Source organism: Arthrobacter oryzae (genome assembly GCF_031454875.1).
GTDB classification, from domain to species: Bacteria; Actinomycetota; Actinomycetes; order Actinomycetales; family Micrococcaceae; genus Arthrobacter; species Arthrobacter oryzae_D.
This window is the reverse complement of sequence record NZ_JAVDRQ010000007.1, coordinates 44,015-69,086: the sequence shown is the minus strand read 5'-3', so window position 1 is coordinate 69,086 and position 25,072 is coordinate 44,015. Positions and strand designations below refer to the sequence as shown.

Here is a 25,072-nt window from a genome sequence, read left to right as displayed (position 1 = left end):
TTTCAATTGGTGGAACTTCGCTGTCAGGTGTACGCCTTGCCTGTCGCCTGCTCCACTCCTGCCACTTCCCCCTGGACCTCCTTCACCACGTCGCCGTGGCCGCCGAGCTGTTCGAGTTCGTGGGCGAGTTCGGCCAGTTCGGCGCCGCCGGCCATTTGTGCGGTGAGCTCGTCGAGCGTGATGTCCTTCTTCTCGTAGTAGCCGATCGACTTGCCGCGCTTGAGCAGGAGGAACCGGTCACCGACAGGGAAGGCATGGTGCGGGTTGTGCGTGATGAAGATGACACCCAGGCCGCGGTCGCGGGCCTGCAGGATGTACCGCAGCACCACACCGGACTGCTTCACGCCCAGGGCCGCCGTCGGCTCGTCAAGGATCAGGACCTTCGCGCCGAAGTACACCGCGCGGGCGATCGCCACACACTGGCGCTCACCGCCGGAAAGCTGGCCGATGGGCTGCTCCACGTCGCGGAGGTCGATGCCCATCTCGGCGAGTTCGTGCTTGGTGATGTCCTTCATCTTCTGGACATCCAGGCTCTTGAAGGGACCGAACCCGCTCGTCAGCTCCGATCCCAGGAAGAAGTTCCGCCAGATCGGCATCAACGGCACGACGGCGAGGTCCTGGTACACCGTGGCAATGCCAACATCCAGGGCGTCCCGGGGAGAGCTGAATTTCCGCTCCTCCCCCATGACCTGCAGGACGCCTTCGTCGTGCTGGTGCAGCCCGGCGATGATCTTGATCAGGGTGGACTTCCCGGCACCGTTATCGCCCAGCACACAGGTGACCCGGCCGTTGTCCACGGCCATGGTGACGTCGGTCAGGGCCACGATGTTGCCGTAATGCTTGCCGACCTTGTCCAGTTCGAGCAGGTGCACCGGGGTGTGGGTCAGCGGATCGGTTTCGTTCCGGAGCAGAGTCTGTTGGTCGATTTCTTTGGCGTTCATTTCTCCGGCCCCTTTACTTGAGCTCTGCGCGGCGTTTGACGATCAGGTTGACGATGGTGGCCAGCAGCAGCATCAGGCCCAGGAAGAACTTGAACCAGTCCGGGTTCCACTGCGCGTAGACAATGCCCTTATTGGCCATGCCGAAGATAAACGCGCCGATCGCACCGCCCACCGCCGAGCCGTACCCGCCGGTCAGCAGGCAGCCACCGATCACCGCGGCGATGATGTAGAGGAACTCATTGCCCACGCCCTCGCCGGACTGCACAGAGTCGAAGGCGAACAGATTATGCATGCCCAGCACCCAGCCACAGAAACCGACCGCCATGAACAGGCCGATCTTGGTCGCAGTCACCGGGACGCCGACGGCACGGGCGGCATTGGCGTCGCCGCCGGCAGCGAAGATCCAGTTCCCCACTTTGGTCCGCAGCAGCACCCAGGACGCCACGGCAACCAGGACAACCCAGAAGAACACGGTGATTTTGACTTCCACGCCGGCAATGTTCACCGACGAGGCGAAGACGGCTCGGGCTGAAGCGAAGCCGTCCATTTGGGCGATCGAAGGCGACGAAACTCCGTTGGAGATCAGTCGGGTCAGCGCGAGGTTCAGTCCGGTCAGCATGAGGAACGTTGCCAGCGTAACGATGAAGCTCGGCAGTTTGGTCTTCACCAGGATCCAGCCGTTGATGAACCCGATGGCAAGGGAGACCACCAGGGCCAGCGCGACACCCACCCAGACGTTCAGCGAGAAGTACCACGCGAACATGGACGCGGTCAGGGCTGAGCTGATCACGGCAACGCCGGTGGAAAGGTCGAACTCGCCGCCGATCATCAGCAGCGAAACTCCTACTGCCATGATGCCGATGGTGGAGGACCCGTAGAGCACGGTGGCAAACGAGCTTGGCTGGATGAAGGTTGACGAAACGACTGAGAAGAAAACGAACAGGACGATGGCACCTACCAGGGCGCCGACTTCGGGCCGCCCCAGCAGCTTTTGGAACGGGCTTCGGCGGCCGACCCGTTCATCCGCCGGCAGCGGTGCCGGCTTGGCTAACGTTTGTGTCATGGAAAGCTCCTTGTTGGTCCGGCTGCGGGAGAACCGGGCTCCGGTTCTCCCGGGGCCAGGGGTACCTGCGGCTTAGCGGACGCCCTGCTGGGCGAATTTGAGGACCTCGGTGGCGGACTCTTTATCCACGATGGTGGGTCCGGTCAGGACCGGCTGGCCGCCGCCGATTTTGAAGCCGCCTCGCTTGGCCTGCCACAGGGCGTCGATGGATCCGTATCCTTGCAGCCAGGGCTGCTGGTCCACGGTGAAGAGGATGGTGCCGTCCACGATCTTCTGCGCCAGGTCGGCATTCATGTCGAACGATGCTGCCTTGGCGGAGCTGCCGGAATCGGTGATGGACTTCAGCGCCGTCAGGGTAATCGGGGCGCCCAGGCCGATCACGGCGTCGGCGTCCTTGGTGGCCTGCAGCTTGGCTGTGATGGTCGAAGCGACCTCCGTCATGTCACGGCCGTTGACGTACAGGATCTCAGTACCGGCCACCTTGGCCTTTACGCCTGCGCACCGTGCTTCGAGGCCTACGTGGCCCTGCTCCTGGATGATGCAGATGGGGTGCTTGAAGTTCTGGGAGGCCAGTTCGGTGCCGACCGCCTCGCCTGCGAGTTTTTCGTTCGAGCCGAAGTGGGTAAAGGCACCAAGCTGGGCCGAGACGCTCTCGCCGGCGTTGAGGCTGACCACGGGGATGCCGGCATCGGTTGCCTTCTTCAGCGCGTCCTTCAAGGCATCCGGCTTGGCCAGCGTAACGGCGATGCCGTCCACTTTCTGGTCCACGGCCTGCTCGATCAGCTGTGCCTGGCGGCCGCCTTCCGGATCGGAGGTGTAGAGCAGTTCCACGTTGTCCTTCGCAGCCGCTTCCTCGGCGCCCTTGCGGACGATGTCCCAGAAGGTGTCGCCTGCTGCAGCGTGGGTGATGAGGGCCACCTTCATCCGCTCGGTGGTGGCGACTTGGCCGCCGCCTCCGCCGCCGCCGGCTTCGTTGGGCCGGCCGCCGCTGCTTGAACATGCGCTCAGCGCCAGCATCGGGACTACCGCTGCAACGAGGGCCGCCTTGCGCCAGGAAAAGTGTGCCACCTTAATCTCCTTTGATCTCAGGATCCGGGCTGCCACTCTGCAGCCGCCGGAGCACTGTCTACCTCGATCATGGTGACTCAGGTCACCAATGTCAAGACTTTGTCCTGACATTAGGATGTTTTAACGTAGATGGACTATTTGTTGTACCCAAAAGGCCGGGGGCAGCGGCCGTTGCCGCCACCTCCGGCCTGTCATTCGGGATCGTTCCGAAGCGCCCGCCTAACCGTGGAAGCTGGCCGGATGCGGGCCGGTGCGCCCCTCCCGCTCAAGCGAATCCAGCGCAGCCAGCTCCTCGTCCAAGAGGGTAAAACCGAAGACGTCCAGGTTTTCCCTGATCCGGGCCGGAGTCACCGACTTCGGGATGACGATCCTCCCCTGCTGCAGGTGCCAGCGCAGCACCACCTGGGCCGGAGTGCGGCCGTGTCGCACCGCAATGGCGGCGACGGCGGGATCGCCCAGCACAGCACCTTGAGCGAGCGGGCTCCAGGCCTCGGTGATGATGCCGTGGGCAGCGTTGAACGCCTCGGCGTCCCGCTGCTGCAAGGCAGGGTGCAGTTCAACCTGGTTGACGGCAGGCACGGTCCCGCCCAGGTCAATGAGCCGCTGCACATGGTCGGGCAGGAAGTTGGAGACCCCGATGGCGCGGACCCTGCCGTCGGCCAGCAGCTTCTCCAGGGCGAGCCACGAGTCAGCGTACTTGTCGGTTTCCGGAGCCGGCCAGTGGATCAGGTAGAGATCGAGGTAGTCGAGTCCCAGCCTGGCCACGCTCGCCTCGAAGGCGGCAAGCGTGGACTCGTAGCCGAGATCGTCAATCCAGAGCTTGGAAGTCACGAACAGCTCGCCGCGGGGAATGCCGGACTCCGCCAACGCGCGGCCCGTGCCTTCTTCATTGCCGTAGATGGCAGCCGTATCGATGCTGCGGTAGCCGGCGGCGAGGGCGGCGGTGACTGCCGCGGTTGTTTCGTCGTTGGGGACCTGGAAGACGCCGAAGCCAAGCTGTGGCATCTCCACGCCGTTGTTGAGGGTGACGGTGGGAATCGGGATCATGGTTTCTCCAGTGGTAGGGACGGACATTTCAGCGGGCACCGGCGCGTGCATCGGCGACCGGAACCGGCTCAGCGTCGGCAGGTGCGGCGGCCGGTTCGACGGCGGCACCGGACCCTTCCGCCGTCGTCGTTCCACTCACCGGACCGGCCTCCGTGCGCCGCTTGGCGCCGGCTGCCGCAAAGGCCATTACACCGAGGCCCAGCAGGGTGATGAGGGCGCCGGCCCAGATGGGTGAGGTGTAGCCGAGACCGGCGGTGATGGTCACGCCGCCAAGCCAGGCGCCGAGGGCGTTGCCCACATTGAAGGCGCCGATGTTGGCGCCGGAGGCCAGGGTCGGGGCGCCGTTGGCGTATTTCATGACCCGCATCTGCAGTCCGGGGACCGTCGCGAAGCCGAAGCCGCCCATCAGGATGATGGAGGCGATGGTCAGTGGCTGGTTGCCGGCGGTCAGGGCGAAAGCCACCAGAATCACCACCAGCACGGCCAGGACAACCAGGAGTGTGCGGTCCACGTTCCGGTCCGCCGCCTTGCCGCCCACGGTATTGCCGACGAACAGCCCAACGCCAAAGAGGATCAGGAGCCAGGGCACGGTGGCAGCCGAGAAGCCGGTGACCTCGGTGAGCGTGAAGGCGATGTAGGTGAAGGCGCCGAACATGCCGCCGTAGCCGAGGATGGTGACGAGGATGGACAGCCAGACCTGGCCGGACCGGAAGGCGCTGAGTTCACCGCGTAGTCCGCCGGCGCCGGACCGGGCCGGGGCATCGGCGCGACCGGTCTTGGGCACCAGCGTCATGATGCCGACGAGGGCCAGGACCCCGATTCCGGTGATGGCCCAGAAGGTGGAGCGCCAGCCGGCGGCCTGGCCCAGCATGGTGCCGAACGGGACGCCGAGGACGTTGGCGGCGGTAAGCCCGGTGAACATGATGGCGATGGCGCCGGCCTTCTTGGTGGGTGCCACCATGTCTGCGGCCACCACTGCTCCGATGCCGAAGAACGCACCGTGGGCCAGGGCGGCGACGATCCGGCCGATCATCATCATGGAGTATTCGGGGGCGACGGCCGAGATCAGGTTGCCGCCGATGAACAGCACCAGCAGGACGGCGAGCACTGGCTTGCGCTCGAAACGCGTTACCGCGGCGGTGAGCAGCAGCGCGCCGACAACGACGGCGAGGGCGTAGCCGGAGATCAGCCAGCCGGCCGTGGCCTCACTGACCTGGAAGTCAGTGGCAACCTCGGGCAGCAGGCCCATAATCACGAACTCGGTGAGTCCGATCCCGAACCCGCCGAGGGCGAGGGCTAACAGGCCAATGGGCATGGCGAAGCTCCTTCAAAACTGTACGGAATGGGGTAGGGCGCGTAGGCTAGTAGTTGCAGACGCGTTATTTATTGTTGCACAAGCAGATACCACGCGCAAGCAACTATTATTTGTTGTGCCCCGCTTTACGTCCGCGGGTACACGATCCGGAAGGAAGTACCAGATGGGCATCAAGGACGACGCCGTTGAAGTCCGCGCACAGGGCTGGCGGACCCTGGCTGCCTTGCACGGCCTGATCGAATCGGAGCTGGAGCGCTCGCTCCAAGCCGAGGCCCAGCTATCCGTCGTCGAATACACCGTGCTCGACGCCCTCAGCCGGCAGGACGGCTGGCACATGCGCATGCAGCAGCTGGCCCGGGCCACGGCGCTCAGTGCCAGCGCCACCACCCGGCTGGTCAACAGGCTCGAGGACCGCGGCCTGCTGACCCGCATCCTCTGCGCGGATGACCGGCGCGGCATCTACACCGAGCTCACTGCCAGCGGCATCAAGCTGCTCGAAGAGGCGCGCCCCACCCACGATGCCACCCTGGAGCGCGCGCTGGCCGAGGCCCAGGAAATCCCGGAGCTGGCCCCGCTGGTGGACGCACTGCCCAAACTGCACGCGCCCGTGTAGCCCGGCTCCGCAAAACGTCACAGCAAAAGCCCCGCGCCGCGTCAGATCGCGGTGCAGGGCTTTGTGCTTGGACGGCTACACGCCGACGGGTTGCTTGGCAGCGAGGTTTTTAAAGTAGTGCTCCAAGTCCTCGAGGCTCTTGTCCTTGGTTTCCGGTACCACCCGCTTCACCCACACGATGGCTGCCAGCTGGATGGCAACGAAGATGAAGAAGGTTGTTGAGACGCCGATCCACGCAACCATCTGCGGGAAGAAGAATCCAATCAGGAAGTTGATCATCCACAGGACAAACACGCAGATGCCCATGCCGATGCCGCGTACATGCAGCGGGAAGATTTCTGACATGGTCAACCACGTCACCGTGCCGATGCAGGACTGCATGGACGCCAGGAAGGTCACCATAAACAGCAGCACCAGGTAGCCCCGCAGGGTGCTTTCCGGGATCAGCATCGAGATCAGGCCGATGGCCAACAGCGACGACGCCGTGCCCACCAGCCCGACGATCAGCATGGACTTACGGCGCACGCGCGTCATCAGGGACATACCGATGATGACCGCCACCACTGAGGTGACGCCGTTAACGACGTTGGCGAGCAGGGCTCCCCGGTCCCCGAAGCCGGAGCTGGAAAGGATGGAGGTGCCGTAGTACATGATGGCGTTGACGCCGCTGATCTGGTTGATGACCGCCATTCCCAGGCCCACCACGAAAATCCTGCGGATCCATGGCACGGTGAGGTCCCGGAAAGTGCCGAGCTTGGATTGGTAGTCTTCCCGGGCTGCCTGCCGCACGTCGTCGAACTCGGTTGAGACATCCGCCGCGGCCCGGGTTTTGCGCAGCACTTCGAGGACCTCGCCGAAGCGTCCCGCGGACGCCAGCCAGCGGGGGCTTTCGGGGAGGACCAGCATGCCGAACCAGAGGACAACGGCGGGCAGCGTCGCGATGACCAGCATCCAGCGCCACACATGGGAGGCCTCCGGAAAGGCGTTGCCCAGGACGGCGTTGAACGTGAAGGCCAGGAACTGGCCGGTGACGATCATGAGCTCGTTCTGCGTGACGATCCGTCCGCGTTGGGCCGCCGGCGACATCTCCGCGAGGTACACGGGCACGATCACCGACGCCCCGCCCACCGCGAGGCCCAAAACGGTGCGGGCCGCAACCAGCAGCTCCGTCGTCGGGGCGAGGGAACAGGCAATGGTGGAGACGGCGAAGATGAGGGCCAGCACCATGATGGTCCGGCGGCGGCCGAAGCGGTCGGACAGGCGGCCGGCGGTGATGGCACCGAACGCCGCGCCGAACAGGAGGGTGGACGTGACCAGCCCTTCAGTCAGCGGGGTCAGCCCGAGGTCGCGCTGCATGAACGGCAGGGCACCGTTGATGACGCCGGTGTCGTAGCCGAAGAGGAGCCCGCCAAAGGTGGAGAACAGGGCCACCCGCCGCATGAATCGTTTGGGATTGGCGGCGCTCCTGTTTGGGCCACCATGCCCGGCCAGGGTCTGTGACGGCGAACTGGTCAGTGTTTGTTCTGTTTGCTTCATAGGGCGGCGGCTACCGTGCCTTGGCGATGTAGTTGTTCATCGTGTCCAGCTGATAGCGCGAGACCTCTTCGGCGTTCTCGTCTTCGGCGAAGACGCTGGACACCATGACAGTGTTCTCACGGTCCAGGAAGCCGATTTCCTGCAGGCCGCCGAAGAATTCCTCCCAGTTGACGTCGCCGTCGCCGATCTTGAGGTGCTGGTGCACGCGGACCGGGTTGCCGGGCGGGTTGGTGATGTAGCGCAGGCCGTGCGAGGCGTGGTGGTCCATGGTGTCGGCGACGTGGACCAGCCGGAGCTTGTCCCCCGCGGCGCGCATGATGTCCAGGGGCGCGTTCTTCATGTGGAAGCTGTGCGAAGCCACGTAGACCAGGCCCACGTTCTTGGAGTTCAGGCCGCGGACGACGCGGATGGCGGCGAGTCCTTCTTCCACGAAGTCGTCCGGGTGCGGATCAATCAGCAGGTCGATCCCTTCGCGTTCGATGATGGGCAGCAGCTCTTCCATGGAGCGGTAGAAGGCGCGCTCTGATTCTTCAGCCTTCTCCGGGCGGCCGCTGAATTCGGTGTTCATGGTGCTGACGCCCAGGTCCACGGCGATCTGGATGGCGCGCTTCCAGTAACGTACGGCGGCTTCGCGGGCGTCCTCGTCCGGCCCGGACCAGCGGAGAACGGGGAGGATCGAGGCGATCTCTATCCCGGCGTCCTTGCAGGCCTTGTTGAGCTGGCCCACCAGTTCATCGTCGGCCTTCGGGTGGTTGTAGAACGGGATGAAGTCGGCGTGCGGGGTCATCTGCATGTACTTGTAGCCGAGGTCCGCCACCACCCGGGGAAATTCGAGCAGGCTGTGCGAGTGGTGGAACGGCGTTGGATCAAGTGCGATTTTCACGTGGGACACTCCATTGTGGATGGGTCGGGTGCGAACGGGCTTAGCTGTAGAGGGCAGGCTTGGCGTTCAGCTTCACGGCGACCTTTTCGCCGTTCTTCTGTGCTTCCACGCCGGCTTCGCAGCATGCGGCGGTGGCGTAGCCGTCCCAGGCGGTGGGGCCGCCGATTTCGCCGCGGACGGCTGCGTCAACCCATGACTGAATTTCGACGTCGTAGGCCGCACCGAAGCGCTCTTCGAAGCCCGGGGTCACGTTGCCGCCCCAGCGGCCGGCGCTGCGCGTGTAAGGTCCCTTGTCGCCGCCGATGCTGACGATGCCCTCTTCGAAGGAGGCCTGCGTGGCCACTTCGTAGCCGAACTTGGCGTTGACGTAGATTTCGACGTCGGCCAGCACACCGGACTCGGTTTCGACCAGGACGTGCTGGGGATCGTGCTGGCCGGCCGGGGCATTCTTCGTGGCCTTGCCGAGGCGGACCTGGACGCTGGTGATTTCCTCGCCGGTGAAGTAGCGGATCGCATCGAATTCGTGCACCACGGAGTCGTTGATCAGCATCTCGTTGGTGAAGCCCGCCGGGGTGGTGGGGTTGCGGTGCTGGTGGTGCAGCATCAGCAGCTCGCCGAGTTCGCGGTCGCGGATGACCTGGCCCAGGGCTGCGTATTCTGCGTCGAAGCGGCGCATGAAGCCCACCTGGATGCGCTTGTGGCCCAGCTTTTCCTCGGCCTGGACGATCTTCCAGGCCGATTCTGCGTCCGGCGTGAGCGGCTTCTCGCAGAGGATCGGAATGTCCTTGGCGAGGGCCTTCAGCAGGATGTCCTCGTGCAGGAAACCGGGGGTGGCGATCAGCACGGCGTTAACGTCGCCGTTATTAAGCGCCTCGTCGGCGTCCGCGAGGGCCACCGCGCCGGGAATGCCTTCGATGGCTGCCTGGGCGCGGGCAAGGTCAACGTCGACGACGGCGGCAACTTCAGCGCCGTGGATGCGCTTGCTGAGGCGCTGGATGTGGTCCGCGCCCATGCGGCCGGCGCCGATGACGGCGACACGAAGGGTTTCAGTCATTGTTCTTTCCTTACGTTTCAGGTGCCTGGACGGCTGTTAGTTGACGGCCGTGCGGGAGCCGCAGGACAGCAGGTAGTTGCGGGTGCGCTTGGCGATCGGCATGGGAACGTCGAAGGCCACGGGATACATGTCCTGCTCCACGATGCCGAAGATGGGTCGGTTCAGTGCCTCCACTGCTTCGATGACGGCCCGCAGGTCCGGCAGCCCGTTCGGCGGTTCGGTCATCACGCCGGCAAGGTTGGCAGCCGCCCACGTCATGTTTTCCTCGTTGACCTTCTTGAGGATGTCCGGGTTGATCTGCTTCAGGTGCAGGTAGCCGATGCGGTCCGGATGGTTCTTGATGAGCTCCAGGCTGGAGGCCCCGCAGTATTCGGCGTGGCCGGTGTCCAGGCAGAGGTTCAGGTACTTCGAATCCGTGGCTCCGAGGAGGTTTTCGATGTCTTCCTGGGCTCCGACGTGGGAATCGGCGTGCGAGTGGAACTGCTGGTTCAGGCCGAAGTCCTCCAGCAGCGTCTTGCCCAGGCGGTTGTGGCCGGCGAACAGGTCGCTCCAGGCCTTTTCCGTGAGCTGACCGCTTTCCACGGCTTCACCGGTGACGTCGTCGCGCCACATGGCCGGGATGACCACGATGTGCTCGCCGCCCATGGCTGCCGTGAGTTCGGCGACCTTGCGGGCCGGTTCCCAGGCTGTCTCCCACTGGTCGAGTCCGCGGTGGAAGGCGGTGAAGACCGTTCCCGCCGTGACCTTCAGGTCGCGCTGCTTGAGCTCCGCGGCCAGGCGGGCGGGGTCGGTGGGCAGGTAGCCGTAGGGTCCCAGTTCGATCCACTTGTAGCCGGATTCGGCCACTTCATCGAGGAACCGCTCCCAAGGGGTCTGCTTGGGATCGTCCGCGAACCAGACACCCCAGGAGTCCGGTGCGGTGCCGATGATCAATTTGTTCTCAGTCATTTCTGTTCCTCTCATCGATTGCTCCGTAACCGCCCTTTTGGACGCTCAAAACGGCGGTTACGGAGCAGTCGATCGTGGTAAGTGGGTGGGCCCACGCCGCCAGGGTTCCCTGGCCGAGTTTGCGAGGCTAGGGCGGCGATGGGGACTAGTTGGACGGGAAGTTGTAGGAGGCACCCGAGGCGTGGGTGGGCTCAGGCCAGCGTGAGGTGACTACCTTGCCACGGGTGTAGAAGGAAACGCCTTCCGGGCCGTAGATGTGCTTGTCGCCGAACAGGGAGGCTTTCCAGCCGCCGAAGGAGTGGTAGGCCACCGGCACGGGCAGCGGCACGTTGATGCCGATCATGCCTACCGTCACCGAGCGCTGGAACTTACGGGCGTTGGCGCCGGAGGAGGTGAAGATGGCGGTGCCGTTGCCGTAGGGGTTGGAGTTGATCAGGTTGATGCCGGCGTCCAGGTCCTCCACGCGGACCACGACGAGGACCGGTCCGAAGATTTCCTCGGTGTAGGCGGTCATTTCGGTCTTGACGTGGTCCAGGACGGTGGGGCCGACCCAGAAGCCTTCCTCGTGGCCGGGGACCACCAGATCGCGGCCGTCCACCACCATGGCCGCTCCGGCGGTTTCGGCTTCGGTGACGATCCTGACGATGCGTTCCTTGGAGGCAGGCGTGATCACCGGGCCCATTTCGGCGTCGGGCGCGGTGCCGTTGTTGACCTTCACGGCCAGGGCGCGTTCTTCGACTTTCTTGACCAGCAGTTCGGCGGCGTCACCGACGGCGACGGCGACGGAGATGGCCATGCAGCGTTCGCCGGCGGAGCCGAAGGCGGCGGCGGCGAGGTGGTCGGCGGCGTTGTCCAGATCGGCGTCGGGCATCACGATGGCGTGGTTTTTCGCCCCGCCCAGGGCCTGGACGCGCTTGCCGTGCTTGGTGGCGGTTTCGTGGACGTACTGGGCGATCGGGGTGGAGCCGACGAAGGAGATGCCGTCCACGTCCGGGTGGGTGAGCAGTCCGTCCACGGTTTCCTTATCGCCGTGCAGGACCTGGAAGACGCCGTCGGGCAGGCCGGCCTGCTTCCACAGCTTCGCCAGCAGCATCGAGGCGGACGGGTCGCGCTCGGAGGGCTTGAGGATGAAGGCGTTGCCGGTGGCGATGGCCATCGGGGCCATCCACAGCGGCACCATGACGGGGAAGTTGAACGGGGTGATGCCGGCGACGACGCCGAGGGGTTCGCGGAAGGAGAAGACGTCGATGCCGGTGGAGACCTGGTCCGAGTAGTCGCCCTTGAGCAGGGTCGGGATGCCACAGGCGAACTCGATGACTTCCAGGCCGCGGCCGATCTCGCCCTTGGCGTCGGAGAGGACCTTGCCGTGCTCGGCGGTGATCAGTTCGGCAAGCTGGTCCACGTGGGAGGCGACGAGTTCGCGGAACTTGAACAGCACAGCGGTGCGCTTGGCCAGGGAGATGTCGCCCCACGAATCGGCGGCCTTGCGGGCCGCGGCGACGGTGGCATCCAGGTCGGCCCGGTTGGCCAGCCGCAGCTCCGCGGACACGGCGCCGGTTGCGGGGTTGTAGACGGGCTGGGTGCGGTCGCCAACGCCTGCGGTTTCGGCGCCGTTGATGAAGTGGTTGATGGTGGTGGTGACGGTCGTCGTTGACATGTGTTGGACTTCCTTGGTCTGTGGGGAGTTCTAGCCGAGCAGCTTGCGCTGGCGGTTCTTGTGGTCGGTGTAGGTCTTGAAGGCCTGCCGGGTGGAGTCGAGGTCGGAGACCTGGGAGACGGGAACGTCCCACCATGATTCGGAGCTCGGGGCATCCAGCAGGGGGTCGGACTCGACATGGATCAGGATGGGCCCGCCGCGCTCCGGGGCTGCCTTCGCGTCGCGGATGGCCTGTTCGAGTTCGGCGATGACCTTCTCCCCCGGTTCGATCCGGATGACCTTCACGCCGAGGGACTCGGCGTTCAGGGCCAGGTCCACCGGCAGCGTCTCGCCTTCGTCGAAGCTGTGCTGCTCCTCGTTCAGGGCCCGGTACTGGGTACCGAACCGCTGCGAGCCGAGTGATTCGGAGAGGGATCCGATGGAGGCGTAGCCGTGGTTCTGGATGAGGACCACGATCAGTTTGATCCGTTCGGCGACGGCGGTGACCAGTTCGGTGTGCATCATCAGGTAGGAGCCGTCCCCCACCATGACCACGACGTCGCGCTGCGCACCGCCCGCTGCCGCCTCGGCCAGGGCGGCGCGCTTGACGCCAAGCCCGCCGGGGATTTCGTAGCCCATGCAGGAGTAGGCGTATTCCACGTGGTAGCCGAACGGGTCCCGGACACGCCACATCTTGTGCAGGTCACCCGGCAGCGACCCCGCGGCGCAAATGACGACGTCCGCCGCGTCCATGGCACGGGACGTGGCGCCGATGATCTCGTTCTGGGCCGGCAGCGGCGTGAACCGGGTATCAAAGGCATCGTCCACGGTGGCGTCCCATCGCTTCTTCTCCGCAGCGACCTGCTGTTCCAGGTCGGCACCGACGCGGTAGCCGCCCAGGGCCTGATTCAGCTTGACCAGTGCCTTGCGGGCGTCGGCCACGATCGGCAGCGAGGTGCCGTGCTTGTACGCGTCGATGGCGGCGACGTTGATGTTGATGAACTTCACGTCCGGGTTCTGGAACGCGGTCCGCGAGGCGGTGGTGAAGTCCTCGTAGCGCGTGCCGATCCCGATGATCAGGTCCGCTTCGGCTGCGATGGCGTTGGCCGCCGTCGTGCCGGTGGAGCCGATCGCACCGAGAGAGAACTTGTGGTCCCACGGCAGGACGCCGACCCCGGCCTGGGTGTTGCCCACCGGGATGCCCGTCAGCTCGGCGAACGTCGCGAGTTCGTCGTTGGCGTAGGCGTAGAGGACGCCGCCGCCAGCAATGATGAGCGGGCGCTTCGCGGCACGGATGGCCTCCGCGGCGCGGGCGATGTCCCCGTCGTCGGCGTCGGGGCGGCGGATCCGCCATTCGCGTTCGGCCAGGAATTCCTCGGGCACGTCGAAGGCCTCGGTCTGGACATCCTGCGGCAGCGAGATGGTGACGGCGCCGGTTTCGGCCGGGTCCGTCAGGACCCGCAGGCCGTGGTGGAACGCCGAGAAGAGCTGCTCGGGCCGGGAGACCCGGTCGAAGAACTTGGACAGCGGCCGGAACGCGTCGTTGACGGTGATGTCGTACGCGTAAGGCTGCTCAAGCTGCTGCAGGACCGGGTCCGCGGCCCGGGTGGCGAAGGTGTCGCTCGGCAGCAGCAGCACCGGCAGTCGGTTGGTGGTGGCCAGGGCCGCCCCGGTGAGGAGATTGGAGGAACCGGGCCCGATCGAGGTGCTGATCGCGAACGTCTGGCGGCGGCGGGTGTGGCGTGCGTAGCCCACGGCCTGGTGCGCCTGGGCCTGCTCGTTGCGGCCCTGGTAGTACGGCATGATCGTGGGATCGAGCTGCTGGTACTGCTTGAGGGCCTGGCCGACGCCGGCAACGTTGCCGTGCCCGAAGATGCCGAACGTCCCGGGAATCAGGCGTTCCCGGTATTCCAGCCCGCCGACGGAATCAACGGTGTACTGCTTGGAAAGATATTCCACCACGGCCTGGGCCACGGTCATTCGACGGGTTCCGGCTGCGCTGCCAGTTCTGATCCCCATGGGAATTACTCCGATACTTCTGCGGTGTGGGCTGATGCGGTGTGGGCTGATGCGGTGTGGTGAAGGAGGGAGGCGGCAGTGGCCACGGCGCCGGCAACATCGCCGTCCTGCGGATACAGGAGGGTCCGGCCGACCGTGAGGCCCTGCACGCCGGGGAGGGCCAGGGCGGCTTCCCAGGTGGCGAAGACTTCGTCCTGGGTGCCTTCCGGATCTCCGCCCAGCAGCACCGTGGGCATGGTGGTGGCGGCCATGACGCGCTCCATTTCGGCCACCACGGGTAGCTTCATCCACGTGTAGGCGCTGGTGGAACCCAACCCCTCGGCGATGGCGATGGACTTGATGACGGCGTTGGTGGACAGGTCGTTGCGGACCTTGCCGTTTTCGCGGACGGACAGGAAGGGCTCCACCATCGCGATCAGCTTGCGTTCAGCGAGGGAGTCGATGGCCTTGGCCGTCGCTTCCAGCAGGGCCACGGTGTCCGGGTCGCTCAGGCAGATGCGCGTCAGCATCTTCCCGCCGTCAGCACCCAGGGCTTCCAGTGCCGCGGCGGTGTGCCCGGTGAAGCGGTCATCGAATTCGTTGACCAGGCCGGAGAGTCCGCCTCGGTTCATCGATCCGAAAATCAGTTTGCCGTCGAGTGCCCCGAGCAGCAGCAGGTCATCCATGATGTCCGGGGAGGCGAGCACGCCGTCCACGTCCGGGTTGGCCAGCGCAATCTGCAGCCGGTCCAGCAACTGCCGGCGGTCGGCCATGGCCACGGGGTCATTGCCGACGGCGAGGGCGCCGCGGGCGGGGTGGTCAGCAGCAACGATAAAGTTCTGCCGGCCGTACTTGAGCCCGGGGGGGCGACGCCGCGCCTTGGCAGCACGGGCAACAGCGTCCGGATCCTCCAGGCGGATGGTGCTCAGGTGCGCGTAGCGGCGGGGATCATCGTCCAGGGCATTGTTTGAGGCGACGGGTGTGAGGGTCACAGCGCTGCTCCTTCGGTGATGAACTGACCGGGGACCAGGCGGCCGCGTTCGGCCAGCAGCGAGGTGACTTCGGCCGGCGTCGGCATGGCGTCGGCGCAGGACAGGCGGGACGCGACGATCGCGCCGGCGGCATTTGCGTAGTCCAGGACCTGGGCCAGGGGCCAGCCGGACAGCAGCCCGTGGCAGAAGGCTCCGCCGAAGGAGTCACCGGCGCCGAGGCCGTTGACGGTCTCCACCGGAACGGGGGCAGACACCACGCGTTCGGTGCGGGTCTTGGCCATCACGCCTTCGGGGCCAAGCTTGACGACGGCGATTTCGACGCCGGCAGCCAGGAGCCGGTCCGCCTGCTCGTCCGGGGTTCCCTCGCCCACGGCCACGGCGCATTCCTTGTCGTTGCCGATCGCCACCGTTACATGCGGCAGGATCCTGGCGACCTGGGCCCGGGCTTCCTCTTCCGAGGCCCAGAACATGGGGCGGTAGTCCAGGTCGAGGATGGTGTACTGGCCCTCTTTCAGGCCGGCGTGCGGGCGTGCTTCATGGGCTTTGACGTGTGCCTCGCGGCTGGGCTCCTGGCACAGGCCGGTGACGGTGGACCAGAAGATCCGCGCATCCCGGATGGCGTCCAGGTCCAGCTCTTCGGCCGTGATCTGCAGGTCCGGGGCCGTGGGGAACCGACCGTAGAAGTAGAGCGGGAAGTCTTCCGGCGGCTTGATCGCACAGAAGGTGACCGCGGTGGGCCATTCCTTCACCGGCGTAACGAACGTATCGTCCACGTTGAACTTGCGCAGTTCACGGTGCAGGTACTTGCCGAAAGCGTCATCGCCCGTGCGGGTAACCACCCCGGCCCGGCGGCCGTGCCGCGCGGCTGCGACGGCCACGTTGGCGGGTGAACCACCGAGGTACTTTCCGAAGGACGTGACGTCCTCCAGATCCACCCCGATGTCGTTCGGGTAGATATCAACGCTGATGCGCCCGATCGTGAGCAGTTCATGGGTCACGGTAATCGCGGACCTTTCTGGTTTGAACTCTGTACCTCTGAACAGATAGAGCTCCGGTTCCTGGCGGACCCCCGTGAGCGGGGCCACAACCACTACTTTGCCCTACAATTATTGTCCTGTCAAAGGTTTGTACTGACATATTTACAACTTGCCATAGCTGGCAGATCAAGACCCTTCGAACAGCTCGGCGGCGGCCAAAAGCCCGGGCTATTTACGCGGAACAGCCAGTTCGCCGGTGACATACTGAGCCTGCCCAAAGCCGAACGACCAGTCGCCCGCGCCATTCTCGACGTACCCGATAAACACATCCTCACCAGCCACACCCAGCCCGGCCAGCCGGGCGGCGATCGCGGCAAAGAGGGACTGCTTGGCTTCCTGGCTCCGCCCACCCTGCGTGAAAATCTGAATCATCACCACGTCCGGCGTGCGCTCAAAGCCGAGCCCGGCGTCCTGGGCGAAGATCTGCCCGCGGGGATGTTCGGTGAGGATATGGAAGTAGTCGCGCTCCGGAATCCCGTACTCCGCAAGGATCGCATCGTGGATCCCCCGGCTCAGCCGGCCCAGGTCCTCGGGGCTACGCCCTTGGTTGACATCAATTCGCACGAGCGGCACGTCCGACTCCTTCAAGTAGTTTGTCCTGACATACTAACAAACTAATTCAGCGGACGACAAGCGGTCTGGGGCGAATTGCCTCTTGTGGCGGACCCAAAGTGGGAGTAGCTTTAAACAACCGAAAGGTTGATAAAGCAATTGATTGACTACGTTTGATTGACTACGGGGCGGGGGAATGGCAGGTCATGGACACCGGCGACGATGAACTGCTCGACGCGGCCTTCATGGCCCTCGCTGATCCGGTCCGCCGCCGCATCATCTCCCGGCTCAGCCGGGGACCGGCCACCGTAAACGAACTGGCGGAACCCTTCGCGATCACCAAACAGGCGGTCTCGAAGCACATCCAGGTCCTCGAGCAGGCGCAATTGGTCACCCGCACACGTGACGCCCAGCGCCGGCCCGTCCACCTGAACCCCGCACGGCTGGAGGCGCTCACCGCATGGATTGACCAGTACCGGTTGGTCCGCGAGAAGCAGTTCCGCAGCCTCGATGCCGTGCTCCAATCCAGGGCCGCCGCACGCGGCACACAGGCAAAGGACCCATCATGAGCAACGAACTGAAACTCAGCATCCCTGAAGGGCAGCCCTTCATTGACTACGAGCGGGAATTCGACTTCCCGGTGGCGGACGTGTTCCGCGCACACAAGGAGCCTGATCTGATCGTCCAATGGCTCGGCCCGCGGGGACTCAAGATGGACATCAACCAGTACGACTTCCGCACCGGCGGCAGCTACAGCTACATCCATACCGGCCCGGACGGCGTTGCCTACGAATTCAGCGGCGTGTTCCACACAGTCCGCGAAAACGAGTTCGCCGTCCAGACCTTCGAATTCGGCGGCTACCCGGACGTTGTCAGCATCGAGTTCCTTACCTTTGAGGACCTTGGCGGCAACAGGTGCCGCATCGTGGGCCACTCCGTCTACCCGAGCCAGGAGTCCCGTGACGGCATGGCGCAGTCCGGCATGGAAGGCGGCATGACGGAGGGCTATGAGCGGCTCGATGAACTCCTCGGCGGCGCCGTTGCGGCCAACCGGGATGCCGGGAGTGGAACGGCGTGAGCAATGCACTGAGGCTCGTGGCCCCGGAGGATGTTCCGTTTGTGTACTCGGAGCGGGAGTTTGATTTCCCGGCGGCGGCGGTCTTCCGCGCCCATGTGGATCCCGAACTGTTCCGGCAATGGATCGGACCGCGCGAGCTGACCACTCGGATCGACGAATTCGATTGCCGTCCGGGCGGGGCGTACCGCTTCGTGCAGGAGGGCCGGGACGGCCGCGAGCATGCGTTCCGCGGCGTCTTCCACACCGTCCGCGAGAACCGGTTCGTGCTGCAGACGTTCGAGTACGAGGGCTACCCGGATGTGGTCACCCTGGAGTTCGGAACGTTCGAGGATTTGCCGGATGGACGCTCCAAACTCACCGGCAGGTCCGTCTACCCCAGCGTGGAAGCCCGCGAAAGGTACCTTGCGGACGGCAGGAAGCCGGCATAGCCGCCGGCTACGAACAGCTGGACGAGCTCCTCGGCTCCTAGCGCGAACGGACAGTTGGGGCCCCTCGCCCGCGGGCCCCAACTGTCCGTTCGCGCTGCACCGGAGGTGGGCGGGCAGTAGCACCTGTTAAAAGTACGACGGCGTCCGGTCACCTTCCCTGGGGAAAGCGGCCGGACGCCGTCGTGTCCCCACGCGCTCCCACTGCTCGAAAGCTCGCAGCGGGACCCTCGCACCTGGGGGCCCTTCTTTTGGTGCCTGAAAGAGGCAGGACCTAGAGGGCTGCGAAAACCTCGCGCAGGAGCTTGGCGGTCTCGGACGGCGTCTTGCCGACCTTCACACCGGCAGCCTCAAGGGCTTCCTTCTTGGCCTGGGCGGTGCCCGCGGAACCGGAGACGATGGCGCCGGCGTGGCCCATGGTCTTGCCTTCCGGAGCGGTGAAGCCGGCCACGTAGCCGACAACCGGCTTGGTGACGTTGGCTTTGATGTAGTCCGCGGCGCGCTCTTCAGCGTCGCCACCGATCTCGCCGATCATCACGATCGCCTTGGTCTCGGGGTCGGCTTCGAACGCTTCGAGGGCGTCGATGTGCGTGGTACCGATGACCGGGTCGCCGCCGATGCCGATGGCGGTGGAGAAGCCCAGGTCACGCAGCTCGTACATCATCTGGTAGGTCAGGGTGCCTGACTTGGAGACGAGGCCGATGGGGCCCTTGCCCGTGATGTTTGCCGGGGTGATGCCAACGAGGGCTTCGCCGGGGGTGATGATGCCGGGGCAGTTCGGTCCGATGATGCGGGTGACCTGCTTGCCGTTGGCGTCGACCTTGGACTGCGCCAGCGCCCAGAACTCAGCCGAGTCCTGGACCGGCACGCCCTCGGTGATGACGACGACCAGGCCGATGCCGGCCTCGATGGCTTCAACAACGGCGTCCTTGGTGAACGCCGGCGGCACGAAGACGATGGAGACGTCCGCGCCGGTCTCGGCGATTGCTTCCTTGACGGTGCCGAAAACGGTGATCTCGTTATCGCCGTGCAGGACCGTGGTGCCGGCCTTGCGGGCGTTGACGCCGCCCACCACATTGGTGCCCGCCTTGAGCATCAGGGCGGTGTGCTTGGTGCCTTCGCCGCCGGTGATGCCCTGGACGATGACCTTGGAGTCCTTGTTCAGATAGATAGACATGGTGCGTCCCTTTACTTAGCTGCGTTGGCGAGCTCGGCGGCCTTGTCGGCGCCCTCGTCCATGGTGGCGGCCAGGGTAACCAGCGGGTGGTTGGCCTCGGCCAGGATGCGGCGGCCTTCTTCGACGTTGTTGCCGTCGAGGCGGACAACCAGCGGCTTGTTGGCGGAGTGCCCCAGCTCAGCCAGTGCACCCACGATGCCCTTTGCCACGGCGTCACAGGCGGTGATGCCGCCGAAGACGTTCACGAACACGGACTTGACCTGCTCGTCGCCCAGGATGACGTCCAGGCCGGCTGCCATGACCTCGGCGGACGCTCCACCGCCGATGTCCAGGAAGTTGGCGGGCTTGACGTTGCCGTGGTTTTCACCTGCGTAGGCGACGACGTCAAGGGTGGACATGACCAGGCCGGCGCCGTTGCCGATGATGCCCACTTCGCCGTCCAGCTTGACGTAGTTGAGGTCCTGCGCCTTGGCCTTGGCCTCGAGCGGGTCAGCAGCATCCTTGTCTTCGAGGAGTGCGTGCTTGGGGTGGCGGAAATCGGCGTTCTCGTCGAGGGTGACCTTGCCGTCAAGGGCAACGATCTCGCCGGCGCCGGTCTTGACCAGCGGGTTGACCTCAACCAGGGTTGCGTCTTCCTTCTTGAAAACGTCCCACAGCTTCAGGATTACGTCGGCGACTTTGCCACGCAGTTCCTCAGCGAAGCCTGCAGCGGCAACGATTTCATCGGCCTTGGCCTGGTCGATTCCCACAGCGGGATCGATGGCGATCTTCGCGAGCGCCTCGGGGCGTTCGACGGCGAGCTGTTCGATTTCCATGCCGCCTTCAACCGAGCACATGGCCAGGTAGTTGCGGTTGGCCCGGTCCAGCAGGACGGAGAAGTAGTATTCTTCGGCGATGTCCGCGCCCTGGGCGATCATGACCTTATTGACCGTGTGGCCCTTGATGTCCATGCCCAGGATGTTGGTGGAGTGCTCCAGAGCCTCATCGGCGGTCTTGGCGACCTTAACGCCGCCGGCCTTGCCTCGGCCACCGACCTTAACCTGTGCCTTGACGACAGTTACGCCACCGATCTTCTCGGCAGCTGCCTTTGCTTCTTCAGGGGTGTGCGCCACGATGCCAGCAAGCACGGGTACACCGTGCGCCTCGAACATATCGCGCGCCTGATATTCAAACAGGTCCACGGTTTAGTGTCCTTCTACGTCGAAGTAGTTTCTGTACAGCCGGACCCCACGTAATCGTGGTTACCGGGCTGCGGAATAAACGCACCCTGCGGCAGGTTTGGAAACGAGCCACACGGCGCAATGCTCCTCTCGGAACTCTAGTCCTTTCTGCGGACCGGCCCGTTCCAGAGTACCTGTTATGTGAGTAAGGACACTATTCTATGGAGCGTAGAAAAACCCCTAGATTACGGGCTTTTTGGCGCCTCCGAGGGCGTCGCTGAAGCGTTTTCGGGGCCGCCGGAAACCAGTTCGTAATGGTCCCGTGAGATGAAGAAGGCAACACCCGCCGAAACGTTTCCGCAGGCCACGCCGCTGTTGTAGGCCGAGCAGCGCAGGCCGTTCCGTTCAAGGTTCTGGCCGTCCTCCAGGACGGGCAGCTGGGATACGGGTCCGGCCTTGGTGCCCTTGGGGCCGAATTCGGCTTCCATCTGGGTCACGCCGGAGCGGCATTCCCCGTACGTCGCATTGTCCGGCGTGAGCAGTGCCGCGCCACCCAGGTAGCCAAGGCCGGTGCCGGCGCAGTCGTCTGTGACGTCCGTGACTTCGGGTTTGGGGTACTTGGCCAGCTCGCAGTGCGCCACCGGAACAATGGCGTGCTTGTTGTTTTCCGGGTCGCCGAACCCGTTCTCTTCATACGGCAGGTTGACGTGCTCGCCGCGGGCCGACGTGAGGGAGCAGACGGTGTTGCGGTCCGCCGTGACGAAGCTGAGGGTGTCCTCGCCTGCAGAGAACGGATCGGCGTCCGTCACGGGGGCCTGCTTCAGCTGCTCCAGCACGGGAAGCGGCGGCGGGGGCACGTAGTCAGGGTCCTTCTGGGTGATGGTGCACGCCGTGCAGGCCATCAGGATGAGGGCGGCCAGGATCCCCGGTACAGTCCGTCGCATGGCACCCATTATGCCGGTTCAGTCAGGGGCCGGCAGCGCGTGCTCCGGGTACAGCTCATTGAGGTTGCCCGCGCGGTGTTCGATGGCGCGGCGAAAAGGACCTTCATGGTCCCCCCGGACCTCCGCTCTGGGCTGCGACGCCCCGACCCTGCGCCGCGAAGCTGCGGTGCTATGCGTCCAGTTTGGTCAGCGGCGCGTACCGAAGCAATAGCCGCTTTTCACCGACACTGAACTTCACTTTGGCTACGGTCTTGTCCCCGGCTCCTTCGAGTGCCAGGACAGTCCCGTTGCCGAAGCTCGTGTGGTTAACCTTGTCCCCGACGCTGACGGCAACGATTTCCTTTTGCGGCTGGACGCGGTTCTTTGCGACGGCGGCCGGAACATCGGCATTGAAGCCGGCGGAAGGGCTGGCCGCGTTGCCGCGGGCCGTGCCCGCACCCCAGAACGATCCGCCGTACCGGCTGGATCCGATGGAAGCCCCGCTCCCCCAGCCGCCCACCTGCCGGGACGTGCCTTCACGCCGCCACTCCACCAGTTCTGCGGGGATTTCCTCGATGAACTGGCTGGCCGGGTTGTACTGGCTCTGGCCCCACATGCTGCGGACTTCCGAACGGGTCACATAGAGGCGCTTCCGGGCTCGGGTCAGGCCCACATAGGCCAGCCGCCGTTCCTCCGCGAGCTCCTTGGGATCCGTGGCCGAGCGCTGGTGCGGGAAAAGCCCGTGTTCCATGCCGGTGAGGAACACCACCGGGAACTCCAGCCCCTTCGCGGTGTGGAGGGTCATGAGCGTCACGACGCCCAGGCGTTTGGCCTCGGCAACCGCGGCCGCCAGGTCATCGGCGGTGCCCGCCGGCGCATCCGGGATCTGGTCGGCGTCGGCCACCAGGGACACCTGCTCCAGGAAGGCGCCCAGGGACCCCTCGGGGTTCTCCTGTTCATATTCCCGCACGACGGCGACGAGTTCCGCGAGGTTCTCCACCCGGGACTCGTCCTGGGGGTCGGTACTGGACCGGAGGCCGGCCAGATACCCCGTTTGTTCCAGGACTGCTTCCAGGGCAGCAGCCGCGCCCGAGCCGCTGGCCACCTCGGCGAGGTCGTCCAGGAGCTTCACGAAGCCCAGCACTGCGTTGACGGAGCGGGTAGCCATGCCCGGGGCCTGATCGGCACGGCGGGCAGCGTCCATGAACGAGGTCCGTTCACGTTCGGCCAGCGCGGCCACGGCGCCTTCGGCGCGGTCGCCGATGCCGCGCTTGGGTTCGTTGAGCACCCGGCGCAGGTTGACGTCGTCGTCGGGGTTCACCAGGACGCGCAGGTACGCGAGGGCGTCCTTGATTTCCTTGCGCTCGTAGAAGCGGGTACCACCCACCACCTTGTACGGCAGGCCGACGCGGACCAGGACGTCTTCGATGGAGCGGGACTGTGCGTTGGTGCGGTAGAAAATGGCGACGTCGCCGGGGCGCAGATTGTCCTCGTCCTGGAGCCTGTCGATTTCCTTGGCGATGAACTGGGCTTCGTCGTGTTCGTTTTCGCCCACGTAACCGATGATTTTGTGGCCTTCGCCTTCGGCGGTCCAGAGCCGTTTATCGGGCCGGTTGGGATTCCGGGAAATCACCGAGTTGGCGGCCGTGAGGATGTTCTGGGTGGACCGGTAGTTCTGCTCCAGCTTGAGGGTGCGGGCGTTCGGGTAGTCCTTTTCGAACTCCACGATGTTGCGGATGTCGGCGCCACGGAAAGCGTAGATGGACTGGTCCGAGTCGCCCACCACAGTGAGTTCGGAGGCCCCGGGACCCTCGCCCACAATTTCGCGGACCAGTGCGTACTGGGCGTGGTTGGTGTCCTGGTATTCGTCCACCAGGACATGCCGGAAGCGCCGCCGGTACGATTCGGCGAGCGCCGGAAACGCACGGAACATGTAGACGGTTTCGGCGATGAGGTCGTCAAAGTCCATGGCGTTGGCCTGGCGCAGCCGCTGGGTGTAGCCCTTGAAGACGTCGGCCACGGCAGATTCGAAGGGATCGTTATGGTTGGCGGACGAGGTATAGGAATCGGCGTCGATCAGCTCATTCTTGAGCGCCGAGATCTTGTGCTGGATGGCCTTGGGCGCGAACTTTTTCGGGTCCAGGTCAAGGCTCTTGGACACCTGCGTGACCAGCCGCAGCGAATCCGCGGAATCGTAAATGGAGAAGTTGGACTTCAGGCCAACATTGGCGGCTTCCTGCCGGAGGATGCGCACGCAGGACGAATGGAAGGTGGAAATCCACATGATCTTGGCGCGGCCCCCCACCAGCGCCTCGATGCGTTCCCGCATTTCCGCCGCAGCCTTGTTGGTGAAGGTGATGGCCAGGATCTCACCGTGATGCGCCCTCCTGGTGGCGATCAGGTACGCAATCCGGTTACTGAGCACACGGGTCTTGCCGGATCCCGCGCCGGCGACGATGAGCAGCGCGCTGCCGGTGTGCTTGACTGCCTCTTCCTGCTGGGGGTTGAGGCCCTGCAGGAGTTCGTCCACGCCGGGCAGCTTCGGACGTGCCCGTTCACCCTCGGATTCCGGCCCGCCGTTCCCGTAGCGAGCCGGATCTTCCCCGGTCCCGGGGCGCGACTTGGTGAGCGCTGCCGCTTTCGGGGCAGCCTTGAACGGTCCGTCAGCATACGGGTCAAACAACATATCCATGGTGCTATAAGTCTAGGCGGTGGGGCCGACACTCACTTCCGGGCCGGGCCGCGTTCGCCTCAGCCGATGAACCGGCCTTACTCCACGGAGCCGGACTCCAGGGCGGCGCGGAGCTGCCGGACCGCCGTCGTGCCCCCTGCGATGAACCACTCAAGTCCGTTGACGCGGACGACGTCGACGGCGCCGCCGGCAGCCACCACAATGGCTTTGCCGGGGAGCCAGTCCCATTCGGGGCAGCTGTGCTGGAACCAGCAGTCGAGCTCGCCGTCGGACACCCGGCCCAGGTCGCAGGAGCCTGATCCAAACATCCGCAGCGACGCGGCAGCCGTTGCCGCCGCGTGCCAGGGCATGGCGCACAGCGGGTCCGCGAGCCAGGTGGGATGGATGTACGTTGCGGCGCCCTGCTCGGCCAGCGGGTTCACGGTACGCGCGGCGCCGTCAGCGTGGAAGGAGGTCAGCCGTTCACCGTTCAGGGTGGCGGGCCGGGTGGTTCCACCCAGCCAGAGCTTGTCCTCTTCGGGCTGGAAAATGGCTCCCAGAACCGTCCCGGCTGCGTCCTTGAGGGCGAGCGCGGAGCACCAGTAGGTAGAGCCGTGCAGGAAGTTGTAGGTGCCGTCCACGGGGTCGATCACCCAGGTCCGGCCGCTGGTCCCAAGCACGGACGCGCCTTCCTCCCCCAGGATGCCGTCGTCCGGTCGGCAGCGCCGCAGCTGTTCAAGGACGTAGGCTTCGGCGGCGTGGTCGGCAGCGGTGACGACGTCGGACACCGAGGTTTTCTGCTGCCCCTCCAGTCCGCCCTGGCGCATCATGAGGGCCAGCATGCCCGCTTCCCGGACAAGTGCCTCGGCCAGCTGGTAGTCGTCCAGTCCCGCGTTGAGTTCCGCCGCGCTGTGCCTGCCAAGTTTGTGTCTTCCAAGTTCCGTCACGCGTCCCA

Annotated in this window: 23 protein-coding genes; 4 read left to right on the top strand and 19 right to left on the bottom strand. The window is 65.1% G+C overall.

All coding sequences use genetic code 11. From position 1 onward, the window contains the following. Positions 1 to 23: 23 nt before the first annotated feature. From J2805_RS13875 to J2805_RS13855, 5 genes are all read right to left on the bottom strand, one after another. Positions 24 to 941, bottom strand: a complete 918-nt coding sequence (locus tag J2805_RS13875; RefSeq protein ID WP_309977150.1) for an ATP-binding cassette domain-containing protein — start codon at positions 939 to 941, stop codon at positions 24 to 26. A gap of 13 nt (positions 942 to 954) precedes the next feature. After that, positions 955 to 2,004 (bottom strand): ABC transporter permease, encoded by a 1,050-nt coding sequence (locus J2805_RS13870; RefSeq protein WP_309977148.1) that lies wholly within the window; start codon positions 2,002 to 2,004, stop codon positions 955 to 957. Positions 2,005 to 2,076: 72 nt separating this feature from the next. Beyond that, a complete protein-coding gene (locus tag J2805_RS13865) occupies positions 2,077 to 3,072 on the bottom strand; it encodes a substrate-binding domain-containing protein (protein WP_309977146.1) in 996 nt (331 codons plus the stop codon). A 219-nt stretch (positions 3,073 to 3,291) separates the two neighbouring features. Next, positions 3,292 to 4,119, bottom strand: coding sequence for an aldo/keto reductase (locus J2805_RS13860; RefSeq protein WP_309977144.1), 828 nt, complete (start codon positions 4,117 to 4,119; stop codon positions 3,292 to 3,294). A 28-nt stretch (positions 4,120 to 4,147) separates the two neighbouring features. Beyond that, positions 4,148 to 5,434 (bottom strand): MFS transporter, encoded by a 1,287-nt coding sequence (locus J2805_RS13855; RefSeq protein WP_309977142.1) that lies wholly within the window; start codon positions 5,432 to 5,434, stop codon positions 4,148 to 4,150. 163 nt (positions 5,435 to 5,597) lie between these two features. On the opposite strand from J2805_RS13855, the gene J2805_RS13850 reads away from it, so the two are divergent. Further along, complete coding sequence (locus tag J2805_RS13850; protein ID WP_309977140.1) at positions 5,598 to 6,047, top strand: MarR family winged helix-turn-helix transcriptional regulator; 450 nt, start codon at positions 5,598 to 5,600, stop codon at positions 6,045 to 6,047. A gap of 75 nt (positions 6,048 to 6,122) precedes the next feature. Here J2805_RS13850 and J2805_RS13845 read toward each other — a convergent pair whose 3' ends face one another. The 9 genes from J2805_RS13845 to J2805_RS13805 form a co-directional block, all read right to left on the bottom strand. After that, positions 6,123 to 7,583, bottom strand: a complete 1,461-nt coding sequence (locus J2805_RS13845; protein WP_309977138.1) for a sugar porter family MFS transporter — start codon at positions 7,581 to 7,583, stop codon at positions 6,123 to 6,125. Between the two features lie 10 nt (positions 7,584 to 7,593). Next, positions 7,594 to 8,466 (bottom strand): sugar phosphate isomerase/epimerase family protein, encoded by an 873-nt coding sequence (locus J2805_RS13840; RefSeq protein WP_309977136.1) that lies wholly within the window; start codon positions 8,464 to 8,466, stop codon positions 7,594 to 7,596. Between the two features lie 40 nt (positions 8,467 to 8,506). After that, complete coding sequence (locus J2805_RS13835; RefSeq protein WP_309977134.1) at positions 8,507 to 9,520, bottom strand: Gfo/Idh/MocA family protein; 1,014 nt, start codon at positions 9,518 to 9,520, stop codon at positions 8,507 to 8,509. 36 nt (positions 9,521 to 9,556) lie between these two features. Continuing rightward, entirely contained in the window at positions 9,557 to 10,468 is a 912-nt protein-coding gene (locus J2805_RS13830; protein WP_309977131.1) for a sugar phosphate isomerase/epimerase family protein, read from the bottom strand. A gap of 145 nt (positions 10,469 to 10,613) precedes the next feature. Then, positions 10,614 to 12,125 carry a CoA-acylating methylmalonate-semialdehyde dehydrogenase gene (locus tag J2805_RS13825; protein WP_309977129.1) on the bottom strand — a complete coding sequence of 504 codons (1,512 nt, stop codon included), beginning with the start codon at positions 12,123 to 12,125 and terminating at the stop codon, positions 10,614 to 10,616. Between the two features lie 30 nt (positions 12,126 to 12,155). Then, a complete protein-coding gene (iolD, locus tag J2805_RS13820) occupies positions 12,156 to 14,084 on the bottom strand; it encodes a 3D-(3,5/4)-trihydroxycyclohexane-1,2-dione acylhydrolase (decyclizing) (protein ID WP_309977576.1) in 1,929 nt (642 codons plus the stop codon). Between the two features lie 44 nt (positions 14,085 to 14,128). Continuing rightward, positions 14,129 to 15,094: a Cgl0159 family (beta/alpha)8-fold protein gene (locus tag J2805_RS13815; RefSeq protein WP_309977127.1), complete on the bottom strand. Its 966-nt coding sequence runs from the start codon at positions 15,092 to 15,094 to the stop codon at positions 14,129 to 14,131. After that, positions 15,091 to 16,092 carry a 5-dehydro-2-deoxygluconokinase gene (gene iolC / locus J2805_RS13810; RefSeq protein WP_309977125.1) on the bottom strand — a complete coding sequence of 334 codons (1,002 nt, stop codon included), beginning with the start codon at positions 16,090 to 16,092 and terminating at the stop codon, positions 15,091 to 15,093. Before iolC ends, J2805_RS13815 begins: the two co-directional genes overlap by 4 nt. 207 nt (positions 16,093 to 16,299) lie before the next feature. Beyond that, entirely contained in the window at positions 16,300 to 16,704 is a 405-nt protein-coding gene (locus tag J2805_RS13805) for a tautomerase family protein (protein WP_309977573.1), read from the bottom strand. A gap of 185 nt (positions 16,705 to 16,889) precedes the next feature. Here J2805_RS13805 and J2805_RS13800 point away from each other — a divergent pair, with 185 nt between their 5' ends. The 3 genes from J2805_RS13800 to J2805_RS13790 are packed head-to-tail and all read left to right on the top strand — an operon-like array spanning position 16,890 to position 18,189. After that, the gene (locus J2805_RS13800) at positions 16,890 to 17,252 is read left to right on the top strand and encodes an ArsR/SmtB family transcription factor (protein WP_309977572.1); all 363 of its coding nucleotides are present in this window, start codon (positions 16,890 to 16,892) and stop codon (positions 17,250 to 17,252) included. Beyond that, positions 17,249 to 17,761: an SRPBCC family protein gene (locus tag J2805_RS13795; protein ID WP_309977124.1), complete on the top strand. Its 513-nt coding sequence runs from the start codon at positions 17,249 to 17,251 to the stop codon at positions 17,759 to 17,761. Before J2805_RS13800 ends, J2805_RS13795 begins: the two co-directional genes overlap by 4 nt. Beyond that, complete coding sequence (locus J2805_RS13790) at positions 17,758 to 18,189, top strand: SRPBCC domain-containing protein (RefSeq protein WP_309977122.1); 432 nt, start codon at positions 17,758 to 17,760, stop codon at positions 18,187 to 18,189. The genes J2805_RS13795 and J2805_RS13790 overlap by 4 nt, the downstream gene beginning before the upstream one ends. Positions 18,190 to 18,460: 271 nt before the next feature. On the opposite strand, the gene sucD is transcribed toward J2805_RS13790, so the two are convergent. The 5 genes from sucD to J2805_RS13765 all read right to left on the bottom strand — a co-directional run bounded on the left by sucD (position 18,461) and on the right by J2805_RS13765 (position 25,064). Then, entirely contained in the window at positions 18,461 to 19,363 is a 903-nt protein-coding gene (sucD, locus tag J2805_RS13785) for a succinate--CoA ligase subunit alpha (protein WP_214840935.1), read from the bottom strand. An 11-nt stretch (positions 19,364 to 19,374) separates the two neighbouring features. After that, a complete protein-coding gene (gene sucC / locus J2805_RS13780) occupies positions 19,375 to 20,544 on the bottom strand; it encodes an ADP-forming succinate--CoA ligase subunit beta (RefSeq protein WP_104173615.1) in 1,170 nt (389 codons plus the stop codon). A 224-nt stretch (positions 20,545 to 20,768) separates the two neighbouring features. Further along, positions 20,769 to 21,467, bottom strand: coding sequence for a hypothetical protein (locus J2805_RS13775; RefSeq protein WP_396134368.1), 699 nt, complete (start codon positions 21,465 to 21,467; stop codon positions 20,769 to 20,771). Between the two features lie 169 nt (positions 21,468 to 21,636). Then, positions 21,637 to 24,132 (bottom strand): DNA helicase PcrA, encoded by a 2,496-nt coding sequence (gene pcrA, locus J2805_RS13770; protein WP_396134364.1) that lies wholly within the window; start codon positions 24,130 to 24,132, stop codon positions 21,637 to 21,639. Between the two features lie 83 nt (positions 24,133 to 24,215). Then, entirely contained in the window at positions 24,216 to 25,064 is an 849-nt protein-coding gene (locus J2805_RS13765) for an inositol monophosphatase family protein (RefSeq protein WP_309977114.1), read from the bottom strand. Positions 25,065 to 25,072 lie beyond the last annotated feature (8 nt).